15 protein-coding genes are annotated in these 15,428 nt (G+C 64.4%); 6 read left to right on the forward strand and 9 right to left on the reverse strand.

The window, feature by feature from the left end:
- Nucleotides 1-3 precede the first annotated feature (3 nt).
- Genes CE_RS13250 through CE_RS13260 form a run of 3 tightly spaced genes read right to left on the reverse strand, consistent with a single transcriptional unit; the run spans nucleotide 4 to nucleotide 2,882 of the window.
- Nucleotides 4-780: an ABC transporter ATP-binding protein gene (locus CE_RS13250; RefSeq protein ID WP_006768958.1), complete on the reverse strand. Its 777-nt coding sequence runs from the start codon at nucleotides 778-780 to the stop codon at nucleotides 4-6.
- Complete coding sequence (locus tag CE_RS13255; protein ID WP_006768957.1) at nucleotides 777-1,769, reverse strand: ABC transporter substrate-binding protein; 993 nt, start codon at nucleotides 1,767-1,769, stop codon at nucleotides 777-779. Before CE_RS13255 ends, CE_RS13250 begins: the two co-directional genes overlap by 4 nt.
- Nucleotides 1,770-1,790: 21 nt before the next feature.
- Nucleotides 1,791-2,882: a FecCD family ABC transporter permease gene (locus CE_RS13260; RefSeq protein WP_006768956.1), complete on the reverse strand. Its 1,092-nt coding sequence runs from the start codon at nucleotides 2,880-2,882 to the stop codon at nucleotides 1,791-1,793.
- Between the two features lie 15 nt (nucleotides 2,883-2,897).
- On the opposite strand from CE_RS13260, the gene CE_RS13265 reads away from it, so the two are divergent.
- On the forward strand, nucleotides 2,898-3,275 hold the full coding sequence (locus tag CE_RS13265) for an ArsR/SmtB family transcription factor (protein WP_006768955.1): 378 nt from the start codon (nucleotides 2,898-2,900) through the stop codon (nucleotides 3,273-3,275).
- Here the strand turns inward: CE_RS13265 and CE_RS13270 are convergent, their stop codons facing one another.
- Complete coding sequence (locus CE_RS13270) at nucleotides 3,276-3,767, reverse strand: Gmad2 immunoglobulin-like domain-containing protein (RefSeq protein ID WP_006768954.1); 492 nt, start codon at nucleotides 3,765-3,767, stop codon at nucleotides 3,276-3,278.
- Nucleotides 3,768-3,858: 91 nt separating this feature from the next.
- On the reverse strand, nucleotides 3,859-4,962 hold the full coding sequence (locus CE_RS13275; protein WP_006768953.1) for an acyltransferase family protein: 1,104 nt from the start codon (nucleotides 4,960-4,962) through the stop codon (nucleotides 3,859-3,861).
- Between the two features lie 62 nt (nucleotides 4,963-5,024).
- Between CE_RS13275 and CE_RS13280 the strand changes: the two genes are divergently transcribed.
- Together CE_RS13280 and CE_RS13285 are read left to right on the forward strand one after the other, a co-directional pair.
- A complete protein-coding gene (locus tag CE_RS13280; protein WP_006768952.1) occupies nucleotides 5,025-5,813 on the forward strand; it encodes a porin PorA family protein in 789 nt (262 codons plus the stop codon).
- Nucleotides 5,814-5,815: 2 nt separating this feature from the next.
- Nucleotides 5,816-7,252: a hypothetical protein gene (locus tag CE_RS13285; protein ID WP_011076040.1), complete on the forward strand. Its 1,437-nt coding sequence runs from the start codon at nucleotides 5,816-5,818 to the stop codon at nucleotides 7,250-7,252.
- On the opposite strand, the gene CE_RS13290 is transcribed toward CE_RS13285, so the two are convergent.
- Together CE_RS13290 and CE_RS13295 are read right to left on the reverse strand one after the other, a co-directional pair.
- The gene (locus tag CE_RS13290; RefSeq protein WP_006768949.1) at nucleotides 7,205-8,332 is read right to left on the reverse strand and encodes a glycosyltransferase family 4 protein; all 1,128 of its coding nucleotides are present in this window, start codon (nucleotides 8,330-8,332) and stop codon (nucleotides 7,205-7,207) included. The two genes, CE_RS13285 and CE_RS13290, sit on opposite strands and share 48 nt — an antisense overlap.
- Before the next feature lie 67 nt (nucleotides 8,333-8,399).
- Complete coding sequence (locus tag CE_RS13295) at nucleotides 8,400-9,992, reverse strand: ATP-binding protein (protein WP_162096724.1); 1,593 nt, start codon at nucleotides 9,990-9,992, stop codon at nucleotides 8,400-8,402.
- 325 nt (nucleotides 9,993-10,317) lie between these two features.
- Between CE_RS13295 and CE_RS13300 the strand changes: the two genes are divergently transcribed.
- The 3 genes from CE_RS13300 to CE_RS13310 are packed head-to-tail and all read left to right on the forward strand — an operon-like array spanning nucleotide 10,318 to nucleotide 12,290.
- Nucleotides 10,318-10,836 (forward strand): DUF421 domain-containing protein, encoded by a 519-nt coding sequence (locus tag CE_RS13300; RefSeq protein ID WP_006768947.1) that lies wholly within the window; start codon nucleotides 10,318-10,320, stop codon nucleotides 10,834-10,836.
- Between the two features lie 57 nt (nucleotides 10,837-10,893).
- Complete coding sequence (locus CE_RS13305) at nucleotides 10,894-11,520, forward strand: hypothetical protein (RefSeq protein ID WP_006768946.1); 627 nt, start codon at nucleotides 10,894-10,896, stop codon at nucleotides 11,518-11,520.
- Nucleotides 11,517-12,290 (forward strand): class I SAM-dependent methyltransferase, encoded by a 774-nt coding sequence (locus tag CE_RS13310; RefSeq protein WP_231295106.1) that lies wholly within the window; start codon nucleotides 11,517-11,519, stop codon nucleotides 12,288-12,290. The genes CE_RS13305 and CE_RS13310 overlap by 4 nt, the downstream gene beginning before the upstream one ends.
- Nucleotides 12,291-12,339: 49 nt before the next feature.
- Here the strand turns inward: CE_RS13310 and CE_RS13315 are convergent, their stop codons facing one another.
- Together CE_RS13315 and CE_RS13320 are read right to left on the reverse strand one after the other, a co-directional pair.
- Nucleotides 12,340-13,845 (reverse strand): MFS transporter, encoded by a 1,506-nt coding sequence (locus CE_RS13315; protein ID WP_006768944.1) that lies wholly within the window; start codon nucleotides 13,843-13,845, stop codon nucleotides 12,340-12,342.
- A 495-nt stretch (nucleotides 13,846-14,340) separates the two neighbouring features.
- Nucleotides 14,341-15,213 carry a DUF2382 domain-containing protein gene (locus tag CE_RS13320; protein WP_006768943.1) on the reverse strand — a complete coding sequence of 291 codons (873 nt, stop codon included), beginning with the start codon at nucleotides 15,211-15,213 and terminating at the stop codon, nucleotides 14,341-14,343.
- Nucleotides 15,214-15,428: the final 215 nt, after the last annotated feature.

A 15,428-nucleotide genomic window follows, 5' to 3' on the forward strand; every position in this document is an offset into this window, starting at 1 on the left:
ACATCAGGGGGTCGGGGCCATCCGGGAGGCGGGCCGGAAGATCAGATGCATCTGCCCGTCGAGGTCGATGCGTCGCACCGGAATCCGATAGACGGGTTCGAGGATCTCCGGGGTGAACACCTCGGCGGGAGGGCCCTGGGCAACCACCTTCCCGTCCTGCAGGATGAGGACGTGGTCGCAGTAGTGGGCGGCCAGGTTGAGATCATGGAGGACCACGACACAGCTGGTGGGCAGTTCCGCCAGGAAACCGAGCACCTCATGTTGGTAACGGATGTCCAGGTGGTTGGTGGGTTCATCCAGCAGGATATGGGTGGCGTCCTGCACCAGTGCGCGGGCGATGAGGACGCGTTGCCGTTCACCGCCGGACAGGTCCGTGAAGTTCCGCCCCGCCAGGTGCGCCACGCCCACCTGCGCCAGGGCGTCGGCAACCAGGCATTCATCCTGCAGAGAAGCCCGTGAGGCCAGGCCCTGGTGTGGCATCCGGCCGAGCATGACCAGGTCAGCCACCACCATCGGCAGGTCCGAGACATGCTCCTGGGCCACCACGGCCAGGGTGCGTGCCAGCTTCTTGCGGGGCACCTTGTGAAGGGGAGTGTTGTTCACCGTGACTGCTCCCCCGCCCGGTTGCAGGGAACCATAGAGGGTGCGCAACAGGGTGGTTTTGCCACTGCCGTTGGGGCCGACCAGTCCCACCGTGCCCTGGTCGGGGATCGAGATGCTCACCCCATCCACCACCACGGTGCGGCCGTAGGAGAAGCTGACCCTGTCACCGTGGATCATCGGGTCTCCTCGAGGTAACCCGCCAGCTGCTCCAGGCCATCGACCGCCAGCGGGCCCGGTGGTTCGGCGTAGCTGAGCAGCATGGGGAGGATGGCGTCGTCACGCACCGCGGTGAGGGCCTCCGCGCCGGGCAGCTCCCGGGCGGCTGTGCGGATGGCGTCGACTTTGCTGTCGGTGTGCAGGGCGATGATGACATCAGGGTTGCGGCTGATGAGTTCCTCCGCGGTGACCTCGAAGACACGCTCGGTTTCATCGGCGAAGACATTCTCCAGGCCCGCGGCCGTGACCAGCGGATGGGACATGGAACCGGTGCCATAGGCGTAGGTGGCCGGGGAACCCGGGGTGGGGAATAACACGGCGACGGTACGCTCCTCATCACCCGGCACCGCCTTCATCACCGCCTCGACGCGGTCTTCCAACTCAGCGATGTACCCGGCTGCGACATCCTCCTTCCCGAAGACCGTGCCATAGAGCTCCACCTGGTCCCAGGCATCATCAAAGGTGACCTCGCCGTCGAGGGACCCGCAGAAGGCCGGTTCGTCCAGCAGGGGGATGCCATTGGGCCTGAGGGTCTGGCGGTTGACGGTATCGGAGGAACCGATGACCAGGTCCGGGGTGGTGGCCACGACTGTTTCCCGCGCGATCTGCAGGTGGCCGGTGGCATCCACCTGGTCGGTGAGGGTGGGGATCTGATCCAGTTGGGTGGCCACCTCCTCCCTGTAGTACTCGGTGGGGTACAACCCCGCCTTGGCGGTGACCCGGTCAAGCACCCCCAGCGCCGCCAGGGTGGACACCGCGGGGTTGTCCAGCAGGGTCACCCGTTGGGGGACTCCGGCGAAGGTGACGGTATCCCCACAGTTGTCCACACTGATGGTGTCGGCTGTATTCGTGGGTTGCACCTCAGCATCCCCGGCGGTTGAGCAGCCGGTGACGGACAGCAGGACCGTGATCGCCCCGAGAGCTGTGGCCAGGCGGATATGGTTGGTCATGGGTGATCGTCTCCAGAGGTGTTATGCCGAGGTCCGCATGCGCCGGACCAGGATGAGCAGGAAGGGGGCTCCCACCAGGGCGGTGATGATGCCGATGGGCATCTCCTGGGGGGCGAGGACGGTGCGGGCGAGGATATCCGCCCATATCAGGAGGATGGAACCGAGCAGCGCGGCGACGGGCAGTACCGCACGGTGGGCACCACCGACGATCCGGCGCGCCAGGTGCGGAACCACCAGGCCGATGAAGCCGATGGATCCGGCCATGGCCACGATGACCCCGACCAGCAGGCAGGACATCACGAGGAGAACCAGTCGGAAGCGGTCCGGGTTGATGCCCAGGGTCAGGGCCGTCTCATCCCCCGCGGCCAGGGCGTCGAGATGCCGACCCCAGATCATCAGCATCGCAGCAACCGAGCTGACCACCACGATGATGACCGCCAGTGGGCCGTTCCAGGTGGCCAGGCCCAGTGAGCCGAGCAGCCAGAACATCACGGAACGTGCGCCTTCCGCCGAGTCGGAGGCGAAGACCAGGAAACTGGTGGCCGCGGAGAGCGCGTACCCGACCGCGACACCGGACATGAGCAACCTCGTGGAGGTCAACCGGCCTGCGCCACGGGCGATGAAGAAGACGAGGAGGGAGGCGACCAGCGCCCCGAAGAAGGCACTGCCCTGCAGGGCGTAGTCGCCGAATCCGGCGCCCGCACCGAAGAGGACGGCTGCTGCGGCACCGACGCTGGCCCCGGAGTTCACGCCGAGGACATAGGGGTCGGCGAGCATGTTGCGCACCAGGGCCTGCAGGATCACCCCGGCCAGTGCCAATCCGGCCCCGACTGCCGCGCCCAGCAGCACGCGGGGCACCCGGATCTCCCAGACGATCGCATCCTGCGCCACCTGTGTCTGATCAACCAGCCCCATGCCCAGCAGGTGGTGGCCGAGGATCCGGACCGAATCGGTCACCGAGATAGCCACCGGCCCGGCGATGATGCCTGCGACCATCGTGCCCACCAGCGCACAGGTCAGTGCCGCACACCACCCCAGAGCGTGTCGACGCCTGGCGGTGAACCCGAGCGCATCCTGGTCACCCTTGGTTTCCCCCGGGCGCGACCGTAACATAGGTAGCATGTTTCGATGCTAACACTCAATCACCCGTTTGACTATGGAACAGCCCGAGAAGCGAAGGACACTGTCGTGACCCCCACCCATGAACCCCCGGTCCACCTCGCGGATGAGTGGGCCCCGGCCTTCAAGATCCTGGGCGACCCGACGCGCCTGCGCCTGCTCCTGGCCATGCACTACTGCGGCCCCGGCGTGGCGACGGTCTCCGAACTCGCCGAGGCCGCGGGCGTGCGGGTGCCCACCGCGTCAGCTGCGTTGATCCACCTCACCGATGCCGGCACGGTCACCCGCACCAAGGTCGGCCGGGAGGTCCGCTACAGCCTGACCGATCCCCGCACCCATAGCCTGCTGCACCACCTGGGCGGCACGCACGTGCACGACCACAGGTGATCATTCCGCCCGCGGCACCCTGATCACATCACCCGGGCGGATGAGATTCGGGTTGGTGATGGCCGGGTTTGCGGCCACCAGCCGGTGGTAGAGACTGCCGTTGCCGTAGTGCTGCCGGGCAATCGCCCAGAGGGTCTCCCCGCTCCTCACCGCGTGCTCCAGGTACCCGGCATAACCGGGCACGATGGCATCACCGAGGATCACCGGAACCACGGTGAGATCGAGGCGGGAGCCATCCCTGGCGGAGGTGTGGAACACCTCCACATAGGCCACCACATGTTTGAAGGCCGCCCCGGACACGTCCGCGGTGATCTGGAACTGCCCGTGCCCACCCACGCCGTCACCGGCCATGAAATGCCCGCGCACCTCATCATGGCCCTCGGTGACCACATAGTTGTAGGAGGCCTCGAAGGCCCCGCCCGCCACGCCCGCGATCTGGATGACATCGGAGACGATGTCATGGGGCTGGGGTTGTTGGATTCTGATGCTCATGACACGCTTCTCCTCATCGGGTGACCTCTCCAGGGGAAGAGCACCGCCATCACACCGCAGCTGCCGGAGCCCATCCCTATTAACGGATATGCTACTCCGGTGTGGCGCCAGTCACTAGAGCCTGCTGTGTCCTGGTCCGTGCGGGCCAGCTGCCCACCCACCTCATCACGGGTTCCTCGATGAGCGTGTAACTCACCGCCGCGACAGGCAGGGTGATCACGGTGGTGGCAAGAAGGACCAGCAGGAAATCACCACTGAACAGATCCAGCCCCAGCAGCGGGAACACGATGGTGAGCACCGGCAGGTGCCAGAGGAAGATCGAGTAGGACCATTTACCCAGCGCCCGCATCCATCCGGTGTTGAGCAGCCGGGAGTGCGAACCCAGGGCATAGGGCACCACAATGAAGGCGGCGAAGGCCGTGCCCGCCAGGATGCGCAGCACGAATTCACCCGGGGTGGGGTGCGTGAGGCCCAGCGGGCCGAACCATTCCTGGCCGGCGATCCAGGCCGTCGTCAAGCTCAGGGCCCACCAGACCCCGGTGGGCACGCGTGGAAAGCGCACCCCCTCGAACTCGGCGGCGAGCATGCCCACCGCGAACCAGCACACATAGGCCGGCGGCCAGATCTGCATGTTGGGCAGACCCTGGTCGAGGGAGGTCTCCACCACCGGCAGATACGCCCACCCCAGGCTCAGCACCGCCGCGCCTATGATCCAGAGCACGCGGGCACGGCGGCCAAAACGATCCAGCGCCACCGCCACCAACGGCAGGACCAGGTAGAACGCGACCTCCACGCACAGGGACCACAGGTGGGTCAGGCCGGTCATCAGGCCCCCCGCCACATAGATCTGGGTCATGGTCAGGTTGGCCAGCCACGGGCCGGTGGGGATGAACAACAGCACCGACACCACCGTCACCCAGTAGGCCGGCAGGATCCTGGCTGCACGTTTGAGGTAGTACCTGCCCGCCGGCTGGTGTCCCCGCCTGCGCCACAACAGGAACGCGGAGAGGGCGAAGAAGACAGCCACGAAGAAATCGAAACGCGCCAGGATACTCCCGATCGTCCCGGCGGGGTCCATTCCCGTCTGGAAGGCGACATGGGTGGTCAACACCCCGAGGGCCGCGATGGCGCGCAGCCCCTCGAGTGAACTGATGAAGCCCGTCGCCGACGGGGCTGCGTAGGATTGATGAGACATGTTTGTAAGTTGTGAGCCTAGCGGATGGGGTTGAAACGGATGGGGTTGCAAGGGGTCTGCGGATGAGGAAATCAGCCGCCATCCTGATGGTCATTGGTGTGGCGCTGCTCGTGTTCGCCTTCACCGTCCCACCGTATATGCAGGGACAGGCACGCACCCTGCCCACGGACCTGGATGTGGTGATCGTCAGTGACAGTCCCCAGGGATACACCCGGACCGAGCACCTGACCACCGCACCCACCGCGGAGGTGGATGAGATCGCCGTGCGGGTGGAACAGACCGTTGAGGATCCGGAGGGCGAGGTGGTCGCTGAGATCCTGGACCAGGTCACCCTCATCGGCCACTCCCGTTTCCCCGTACTCGACCCCACCGCCTCCCTGACGGGGTCACCAGCGGATCATTCCGGTGAGATCCGCGAGGGACTGCACTATTTCTTCCCCGCCAACACCCTGCGCAACTCCTACCAGTTCTACGACATCACCCTCGGTGATGCCGAACCGGTGGACTATGTCGGGCGTGACGGTGATATCTACACCTTCCACCAGAACCGGCGTTTCCAGCCGGTGGATGACCAGTTGAACTACTCGGTGGAACGCACCATTGAGGTGGAGCGGGAATCCGGGATCATCATCGGCAAGCAGGAGTCGATGATCTTCCACGAACCGGACGGCGACCGCGAGGTGGACTTCACCTACACCCAAGACACCCGCGACACCCTGATGGCGTACGCGGATGAGGTGAAAACCACCCTGCTGGCGGCGGACGTGCTCGCCTTCGGCGCCAAGGTCGCCGGTCTCGTGCTCATCGGCATCGGCCTGTTCCGGACCGGGATCTTCCGAATCCGCAGGTAATCATGCCCCCAACCAGGAAAACCGCCAGGCAGATTCTCCTATGGGCATGGGTGAGCCTGCTGCTGGGGTCCCTGTTGTGGCCACTGGCCGCGCCGGGTGAACTGCTGCTGCGTGACATGGCGGTGGTGGATGATCCCGCGCTCACCCTCGGCGCGCTGGGGTTCGGTGATCTGCCCTCGCGCAATGCGCCGCAGGATGGGGTGTTGGCGCTGCTCGCACTTCCCGGTCTGATCCCCGTGAGCTGGGTGGTTCGTGTCCTGTTGGTGGCCGCTGGCCTGGCCGGCGCATGGGGGGCGATGCAGCTGGGGCGGGCGCAGTTCGCGGCGGTGACGGTGGCCCTCTACAACCCGTTCGTGGTGGAGCGTCTGCTGCAGGGCCACTGGTCCCTGGTGCTGGCGGCGTGGTTGTTGCCGCTGGTGGTGGCGCTGCGGGCGCATCCACGCGCCCAGATCGTGGCCATGTGGGCGGCGTCGCTGACACCCACCGGTGCGGTGGCCGCCGCTGTGGTGGCGGTGGCCACGTCGCGCCGACGCATCCTGACGGCTGTGTTCGCACTGCTGGCGTGGTTGCCGTGGCTGGTGCCGGCGCTGCTGAGCACGCCCACCTCGGGTGGTGCGCAGGCCTTTGCGGTGCGCGCGGAGGCAGGTGTGGGCACCATCGGCACGGTGCTGGGTCTGGGTGGGATCTGGAACGCCGGGGCTGTGCCCGCCTCGCGCGAGACGGGTTTCGCCGTGGCCGGGGTGGTGTTGTTCGTGGTGCTGCTGGCCGGTGTGCGCAACTGTCCCCCGGTGCTGCTCGGCCTCGGTGCCATCGGGCTGGCCGCGTGTCTGGCCACCTGGGCGCTGCCCGGATTCACCTCCTGGCTGGTCGTCCACGTCCCCGGCGCGGGTCTGTTCCGCGACTCCCAGAAGCTGCTCATGCTGGCCATCCCCGCCTATGTGTCCATGGCCGCCGGGCTCAACAGACCGCTGCAATGGGCGGCGGTGGTGCTCGCGCTGCTGCAGATCCCGGATGCGCCGCGGGAGGTGCAGGTGCTGCGGCCGTCGTCAGGCAACACCGCTGGGCTGGCTGAACTCGCCGCCGGGCGCGACGTCCTCATCATCGGCGCACCCACCCTCGTGCTTCGCGACGACGGCCTGCCCGTGGTCGACCCCCGCGCCAAGGCCGTGTCACTGGTGGAGTCCGGCGAGCTGCGTGTCGACGGGATCATCACCGACCCACCCAGCCCCCGCTGGACCGCGGCTGTCGACGCCTGGTCCCACCACGATCTCGACCGTCTGCGCGAGCTGGGGGTCGGGGTCGTCATCGATGGGGACAACGTGGTGGAGACCGGCGCCGGACCCCAGCGTGGCTGGCGTTTCCACCTCGGCCTGGGGCTGACGGTGTTCTGGTTACTGCTGCCGTTCGGACTGGTTTTTATCCGCAGGCGCCAGCGCTGACAGCAGCTCCTCGAACTGCTCACCCGCGGTGTCCCAGGAGAAGGAACCGGCCCGCTCGGCGGCGCGCCGGCCGAGGTCGGTGCGGAAGGGGGCGTCGATAAGCAGGCGGCGTACCGCGGCGATCAGCTCGGCCTTGGAATCCACCAGCACCCCGGTCCGGCCGTCGATGATGGAATCGCGCAGGCCACCGGAACTGCGGTACCCGATGGTGGGCACGCCGTGCTGAGCGGCCTCCACCACCGCCAGCCCCCACCCCTCCTTCCGTGAGGGCATGAGGTGGATCACCGCGCGGCGCAACAGGGCATGTTTATGATCCTCGGCGACCTGTCCGTGGAAGGTGATGCGGTCCTCCACACCCAGCTCATGGGCATACTCCCGCAACTGATCCTCCCACCAGCCACTACCCACCACATCCAGGTGGATGCCCTCCACCGCGGCCACCACATCCATCGCATGCTCGATCTGCTTATGGGGCACCAGGCGCGACAGGGTGACCAGATGGATACCCCCCTCATCCAGGCGCGGAATATGCTCCGGGACCGGATCCAGCCCATTGCGGATCAGATGGATCCGCCCGGCATCCACCCCCAGTTCCACCAGCTCATCCCGGCTGGGCCCCGACACCGTGACATACGGCGCATTGCGGTAGGCCCGCGGTGCCACCCGGCTCTCCAGGAACCACCCCACCGGTGCCAGCAGCCTGCCGACGACCGGCCACTGCTCCCGGTGACAATGGTGTGTGAGCAGGACCGTCGGCCTCCCGGAGAAGAACCGCCCGAAGAACGGGATACCGTTCTGGGTGTCCACCACCACATCCACCCCACGGAAGGTCCCCAGGCCCACCCGGCCCAGCATCATCGCCGCCCACGCCTTCGGGTAGACCGTGAACTTCCCCCCACTGAGGGAATAACGCACCCCGTTGCGCATGGTACGCCGCGGCGCATCGGTGTGCCCCGCCGTGCGGTAGACCACCTCATGGCCCTGCCTGGCCAGATACTCCCCCACCCGTTCCAGATAGCGTTCACTACCGCCACCCTGGGGATGGGTGGATTCACGCCAGCACAGCAGAAGGATCTTCATAGGGTTATCCAGCTTAGTTCCGTGGTGGGGGTGCGGGAAATCTGCACGGTGGCTGGTGGTGGTTAGATCAGTCGGGGACGGAGTAGGTGGTGGCGTGGCTGCCCTGCTGGCCGTGCATCACCACCGATCCGGCATCCACCAGGACCGCCAGTGCATAGCGGACCTGTCCGTCCGTCAACGCGGTGCGGGAGACCAGTTCGCCCACAGTCTGGTTCCCAGCGTGGCGGAGGGCGTCCAGAATGACAGGGCCATTCTTGGTGACCCTCGTGCTCCGCTGGGAGGAACCGGGCAGACCCCGTAACTGTGTCTGGTTCTCCCGACCACGCTCATCCGGATTGGGGGTGGGGTTGTCTGTTCTTCTGCGTCCGGTCCAGGTGAGATGGTCAGATTCCACTTTCACCAGGCCTCGTGCCGTGAGTCCATCCACCTGAGCCAGAGCCTCACTGCGTGTCAACGGGGAAAATTCTGAACACATCCGGGTGATCGTCCACTCCTCGTCCCGCGCCAACCCCAGAACAAGCACCTTCTGCATATGGGTGAGCACCTCACCCTGGGCGAGTGCGTTCAGATGTGCCCTGTCCTCCGGGGTGAAAACTGGTCCCCGCCGGAGGATCACCTTGAATTGGACACCCGTATCAATGAAGCGGGGCCGGTGAAGATCCGCATCCCTCATGGAAGCCAGGGTCTCGCGGATTCCCTCACCCTCAATAACGCTCGCGCCATCCTGCGTTGTCAGGAACTTGGAGGCCTCATAGAGTCGCTGATTCACAGCGGCCTTGGACAACTCGGCGCTGGTGAGTTGGTCGACTGACACCCCTCGGAGTCCCCCCGGGTTCACCACCACCAAGGCCTCAGGGCTGAGCCTGATCTCCACCTTCTTTCCCACACCGAGGGAATCCGGGCCGAGATCCCGGTGGACCAGTGCATTGGCTACGATCTCACGCACCGCATTCAGGGGAAATTCTGGACGCTTTTCCATATTTCCATCAGGTCGGTACACCTGGCTCATGCTGATATTCCTGGATACCCACTCCACGACGGACTCCAGCAGAGCGGGAAGAGGACCGTCGAAGTGCTCGAGGTTCTGCGTGCGCACGCCACTGCCATCCCGCGGTAATCGGACAGCGGCGGTCACGCCCAGGGCGGGTAGCCGACCCTGTGGGTAGAAGCCAAGCCCATAAAGCCCCGCCACGGTCGCCACACCATCGTGGTCGATGATGCCCGTCAGACGGAGCAGGTCCGCATCATCTTCCACGGAGCGCAACCTGCTACTGGTCGCCCTCACACGGGTGAGATATTGCTGCACAAGGGTGTCATCCAGATCCCCGATACCAGTCCCCTCCACCGGTATCAGGTCATACCGGTGATGCTGGGAATGGTGCAGTCCAGCAACCTGCACCATGTGCAGATCGTTGGCATTCATCACATAGTCACCATCAGCCTGACGCAGATAGGCCCGCCCCTGGTAAGTTGCGGGTTTCAGGTTGGGCAACAGGGGCACCACCTCCGCGACTACCACCGACTTCCCGTCAATCTCGATGGTGTACGGGTTGATCTCGGGTGCAGGATCCACGGCCTGGCGTGTTTGTGCCACCACCGCCTGTATCATCTCCGCGGGATCAGTCACTCCGGTGACAGCGAAACCAGCATGTTGATTCACCCCCAGGATGATGGTCCCCCCCATCGGGCATATTCGCGAACGCGCAGGTGGTTTCGGGAAGGTTCTGGGGAACCTGGTCACGGGCGGTCTTCACCTCTATGAGTGTGAAATCATCGCCGAAATCGCGCATCTCATCGAGGATTCTTCTCACTGCTGACTGGTTCCACTTCATATGAAAGTTTCCGGCTTCATATGAACTTTTTTTCTTTCATATGAAGCCGACATTTTGCATATGAGGTTCATATGAGGCGGACAGTACCCACAACGCCCGGGGCAACGGTAGCCTGGTGTCACCATCCGACTACCCCAGCCAGGAGGTCTTCACATGTGGTTCGATTCCTGGGATGATGTGGTGCGCATTGTCCTGGTCGGAGCGGCGTCCTACACCGCCCTGGTCATCCTGCTCCGGCTCGCCGGCAAGCGCACCCTGAGTCAGCTCAATGTCTTCGACTTCGTGGTCACCGTCGCCCTGGGTTCAATTCTGGCCTCGGTGCTGCTCGATTCGACTCTCTCCCTCGCCGAGGGCATCACGGCGCTGGCATTGTTGGGGGGCCTGCAGTTCAGTGTGGCCTCCATCTCGTCCCGGTGGCCCGGAACCCGCACTATCATCACCGGTGATCCGGAGTTGTTGCTGGCCAACGGCAAGATCAGGCACGAGGCGATGCACCGCAACCGACTGACCGAATCCGAGATCAGACAGGCTGTCCGCGCCTCAGGTGGCGGGGACCTGTCCCAGATCAGGGCGGTGGTGTTGGAATCCAACGGCAAGATCAGTGTGATCACCGACAGCCAGTTCAGCAACGGGTCCGCCCTGCAGGACGTGCATGGCCGTGAGGATCTCTGAACTGGCGGTGCGACCTGGTGCTGTCCCCGGTGGGGGCGCCGCGCCATAATAGGGACCATGACATCATCAGGTTCCCAGAAGTTCTCGCGACCGGATAATCCCGCCACCACCATCACCCTGTTCTCCCCGACCGGGTTGAGTCCCACCCAGGTGCGCGCCACCCTGGTGGACCTGGCCCGGGAGGACCAGATCACGTTCCTCGACGACATCGACGCCGGTTTCGTCGCCACGGCGGCAAATGTCACGGTCACCGTTGAGGACTACCTGGTCAATGACGCCTTGGGCTGGCTCGATGATGTGGCACTTGCAGAGGGCCTGGGGATGCGCCACGGGGATCAGACCCTGAGGTTCGGTGATGAGGATGTGGACTTCACCATCAAGATGCGCGGGGATGATGATGCCCGCATAGGTGCCTCCCGCCTCGGCCTGGAACCGCTGATGAAGGCCATGCGCGATGATGAGGACTTCATCGTCATCACCCGCTTCGACCTGGAGGACCCGGCTGATGAATCCCACTTCATCCAGGCCCGCAGCTTCACCGAGCTCGACGGCTGGACCATGGAGTACGGCGAGGGTGGCACGGAGCACAAGACGATCGTCGCCGATGTTGACCAGGCGATCAACACCATCCTGCGCTGGATGAACGGTGAGGACATCAGTGACCTTGGTTGGACCCGCAGTTGAAACTGCCGCGCACACGCCGCTTCGCCACCCTCCGGCGCGCCGTCGGTCTGCTGCGTGATTTCCGCTTCGAGCAGACGCGGCCCGACATCTTCTACGGCAACGTGGCCACGGACACCGCCGAGCTTGTCGACGCTCTCCTCACCGACATCCGGGGCCCCTCCGGGACATCAGCCCTCGACGGCCAGCTGATCCTCGATGTCGGTGGTGGCCCGGGGTACTTCGCCGAGGCCTTCCATAGGCGGGGCGCGACCTACCTGTCCGTGGAACCGGATGTGGGTGAGATGTCGGCCGCCGGCATCGATGTCGCAGGGTCGGTGCGGGGATCCGGGATGGACCTACCCTTCGGGGATGCGATTTTCGATGTGGTGTATTCCAGCAACGTGGCCGAACACGTCGACAAGCCCTGGCGCATGGGGGAGGAGATGCTGCGGGTGACCCGCCCCGGCGGTGTGGTGATCCTGAGCTACACCATCTGGCTGGGTCCCTTCGGCGGCCATGAAACCGGACTGTGGGAGCACTATGTCGGCGGGCACTTCGCCCGGCGACGCTATGAGCGTAAACACGGACATCCACCGAAGAATGTCTTCGGGGAGTCCCTGTTCGATGTCTCCTGCGCCGAGGGCCTCACCTGGGGGCGTGAGGTGGACGGTGCCCGCCTGATCGCCGCCCTCCCCCGCTACCACCCGGGGTGGGCATGGTGGATGGTGAAGGTACCGATCCTGCGGGAATTCCTGGTGAGCAACCTGGTGCTGGTGCTGGAGAAGACATAGAAAAGCGCAGCGACCTGCGGGAGGTGCTGCGCTTTCCAACTGTTCGGGGTCAGACCCGTGCGGGTTCCGGAACGCGGTTCTCCGGGAACGGCATCTGCTCGATGACGATGAGGGGATCCCGATCCTGGTTGGCCACGATCTCCTTGGCCTCCTGCTTGGTCTCCACGGTGGGGAAGGAACCGGGCAGCGGGCGCTTGGCGGTCTCCGGCATGAACAGCAGGGCGATCGCCGCCACAGCGGAGAAGGCCATGATGTAGAGCGCCGGGACGATATCCAGGCCGGTGCGCTGCAGCAGGAACTGGGTGATCAGGGGGGTGGTGCCACCGAAGAGCGACACCGCCAGGTTGTAGGAGATACCCATCCCGGAAAAGCGCGACGCGGTGGGGAACATCGCCGGGATCGCGGAGGCGGACAGGGAGACATAGGTGCCGGTTGAGACCGCCACGATGCACAGCGCGATCACGACTCCCCACAGGGTGCCGGTGTTCATGATCATGAAGGCCGGCACCATCATCACGAGGGTGAACACCACGGCGAACCAGTACACCGGTTTGCGGCCCACCTGGTCCGAGATCTTCCCCACCGCCGGCAGACACAGCGCCATGATGATGAGCACCGGAACGGTGACCATGGCAGCGGATGCCGAGTGCATTCCGATGTGGGTCTCCAGGTAGACCGGCATGTAGCTGGTCAGTGCATAACCGGCGGTGTTGGCGGCCGCGGCGATCGCGATGGCGATGAGCAGGGGGCGCCAGTGGTGGCGGACCACACCGAGCAGGCTGAGACGGGAGTACGGGTCCTCCGGGTTGTCCGGCTGCCCATCGGCATCCTCGCCCTGGTTCTCGAAGGCGGGGGTCTCCGGGATGCGGGTGCGGATGTAGACGGCGATGATGCCGAGGGGGATGGCGGTGAGGAAGGGGATGCGCCACCCGAAGTCCTCCATGGCGGTGGGACCCCAGAAGTGCGTGGTCACCCAGGTGGTGACGGCCACGACGGTGGCTCCGGCGGCGAAACCGGTGTAGGACCCCAGGTCGAGGAAGGAGCTGTAGTAGCCACGGCGACGGTCCGGGGAGAACTCGGAGACGTAGGTGGTGGCTCCGGCGTATTCACCACCGGTGGAAAAGCCCTGGAAGAGTTTGAGCACATAGAGCAGGATGAGTGCCCAGCCGCCGATGCTGGCGGCGGTGGGGAGCAGACCGATCAGGGCGGTGGCAATGGCCATCATCGCCATGGTGACGTAGAGGACCTTCTGTCGGCCGATCTTGTCGCCGAGTGGTCCGAGAACAAAACCTCCCAGTGGGCGGACCAGGTAACTGACGGCGAAGCCGAACATCACCGCCAGAAGCTGCCATTCGGTCGGCAGTCCCTGGGTGAAGACGACAGTCATGGTGACGGTGAGATAACCGTAGATACCGAAGTCATACCACTCCATGAAGTTTCCGACGACGGAACCGCCGATGGCGGGCTTCAGCTTCTTCGGGGGTACCACGTTGACGTCATCGACAGTCAGGCGGGGTTTGTTTTCAGTTTTGTTGTGAAATTTTATGGGGCTCACGAGCTAATGCCTCTCGTGTCGTTCGCGGCAGGTGATTCATAGGAATCACCTCTTCTTCCAAACGGATTCCTGTTGGTGCTTACCTTCCCTTGTGCGATCCGGTTCCGGGGTAAATCCCCGACTCCCACCCGAACCGCAGTGACCCGGAAAACCATACGTGCACCTCATGAGCCTTTTCCAATCAATGACCCTGTTTCTCCGCTGGACGCACAGCGATATAACACTGCCTTGCTGGGATTCTGGGAATCAGGTCACATTTTGATAAACCAACTTAATAACCCTTCAGAGGGGAGCAATGATGCCTTCTTTCGCGGGCCCGGCTGCAAGGGAAAGGGGTGGACTCGGGCGCCGTCTATCTACCCCCTTCCATGAACCACTTAGTACGGAAGTCTCTCTTTAGGGGGTGGTTCTACACCTCCCACCCGCATGCAAAAAGAGCCCTGCCCGACCCACTTGGCGGGTCGGGCAGGGCCCTCAATGAGGGAAGCGGTTTTTTTAGCGAGGGGGCAGGGTGGTATCCCCATCGCGGCCACGGGTGACATCACCATCGACGTCGATCTCCTCGCGGGCGACATCCTCGCTGACAACCTCGGTATCGCGGACGGTTTCCTTCTCGAGGCGAACCTCCTCAACCGGGACAGTCTCCTTGTTGACCACGACACGCTCCTCAGAGAGGGTCACAGAGGTCTCTTCATCGTGGAGGTCGCCGCCACGGTGCCCGGCCGCACTGTCGGCATCGATCGGGGTGCGCTCCACGCGAACCTCTTCACGCTGGACCGGGACCTCAACAGTCTCGGTGTCGTGGACGACATACTTGCGCAGACGCACCTGGCCGGCGTCGACACGCTGCTTGTCCACGTTGAGTCGCTCCTCGGAGCGGGTGATGGAGCCACCATCGGCTGCGTGGGGAGTCACGGCATCGGCGGCATCAACGGTATCGACATGATCGCGGTCATGAACGGCACCGCCGGCACCACCGCCGACACCACCACCAACGAGACCCGCAGTATCACGCTGGGGGTCGCGGATATCGGATTCGTAGGTCTCGATATTGTCGGTGCTCTCAAGTCCGTAGTGACGGTAGATGGTCTGCTGGTCACTCTCGGAGAGGTGCTCATCCGAGTTGAAGTCCGGCGCGTCGGAGATGCGGTCCTTGGTGAACGCCAGGCGCAGCTCCTCACCGGCGAGCTGGTGGCCACGGAGTGGTACCACGCTGGAGCTCATGCCGAAGAGACCGTGACCGACCTCGACGAAGTCGGGCTGGCCGCTAGCATCATTGATATAAACTTCCTTGACGGAACCCAGCTTGTCGCCGTTCCTGTCGTAGGCGGTTGCATTGGCGAGATCGTGAATGTTGCGCTGAACCATGAAAAGCTCCTTTTCGTGTTCGTTTCATTCACCCAGGCCATGAGGTCACTGGTGGACTGTCGTCCGCGAACCTCTGGGCTCTCAGCCTGGATGCTTGCGGGGCCCAGTGTAGGGACCAACATCAAGCTGTGTATGTCCCCCACCACATCCGAAGATTTCCCCCATTTCCTATACAGGAAGCATTCAGGAGCATTGCAGAGCCAGTCCGGCGTACA

It is taken from the genome of Corynebacterium efficiens YS-314, from assembly GCF_000011305.1.
Classification (GTDB): domain Bacteria; phylum Actinomycetota; class Actinomycetes; order Mycobacteriales; family Mycobacteriaceae; genus Corynebacterium; species Corynebacterium efficiens.

Bases quoted from the DNA above. Each gene is read 5' to 3' on its own strand.
- CE_RS13275 (WP_006768953.1), bottom strand. From the start codon at position 4,962: ATGTCTCATCAATCCTACGCAGCCCCGTCGGCGACGGGCTTCATCAGT.
- CE_RS13255 (WP_006768957.1), bottom strand. From the start codon at position 1,769: ATGACCAACCATATCCGCCTGGCCACAGCTCTCGGGGCGATCACGGTC.
- CE_RS13280 (WP_006768952.1), top strand. From the start codon at position 5,025: ATGAGGAAATCAGCCGCCATCCTGATGGTCATTGGTGTGGCGCTGCTC.
- CE_RS13305 (WP_006768946.1), top strand. From the start codon at position 10,894: ATGACATCATCAGGTTCCCAGAAGTTCTCGCGACCGGATAATCCCGCC.
- CE_RS13260 (WP_006768956.1), bottom strand. From the start codon at position 2,882: ATGTTACGGTCGCGCCCGGGGGAAACCAAGGGTGACCAGGATGCGCTC.
- CE_RS13265 (WP_006768955.1), top strand. From the start codon at position 2,898: ATGCTAACACTCAATCACCCGTTTGACTATGGAACAGCCCGAGAAGCG.
- CE_RS13270 (WP_006768954.1), bottom strand. From the start codon at position 3,767: ATGAGCATCAGAATCCAACAACCCCAGCCCCATGACATCGTCTCCGAT.
- CE_RS13285 (WP_011076040.1), top strand. From the start codon at position 5,816: ATGCCCCCAACCAGGAAAACCGCCAGGCAGATTCTCCTATGGGCATGG.
- CE_RS13320 (WP_006768943.1), bottom strand. From the start codon at position 15,213: ATGGTTCAGCGCAACATTCACGATCTCGCCAATGCAACCGCCTACGAC.
- CE_RS13300 (WP_006768947.1), top strand. From the start codon at position 10,318: ATGTGGTTCGATTCCTGGGATGATGTGGTGCGCATTGTCCTGGTCGGA.
- CE_RS13250 (WP_006768958.1), bottom strand. From the start codon at position 780: ATGATCCACGGTGACAGGGTCAGCTTCTCCTACGGCCGCACCGTGGTG.
- CE_RS13290 (WP_006768949.1), bottom strand. From the start codon at position 8,332: ATGAAGATCCTTCTGCTGTGCTGGCGTGAATCCACCCATCCCCAGGGT.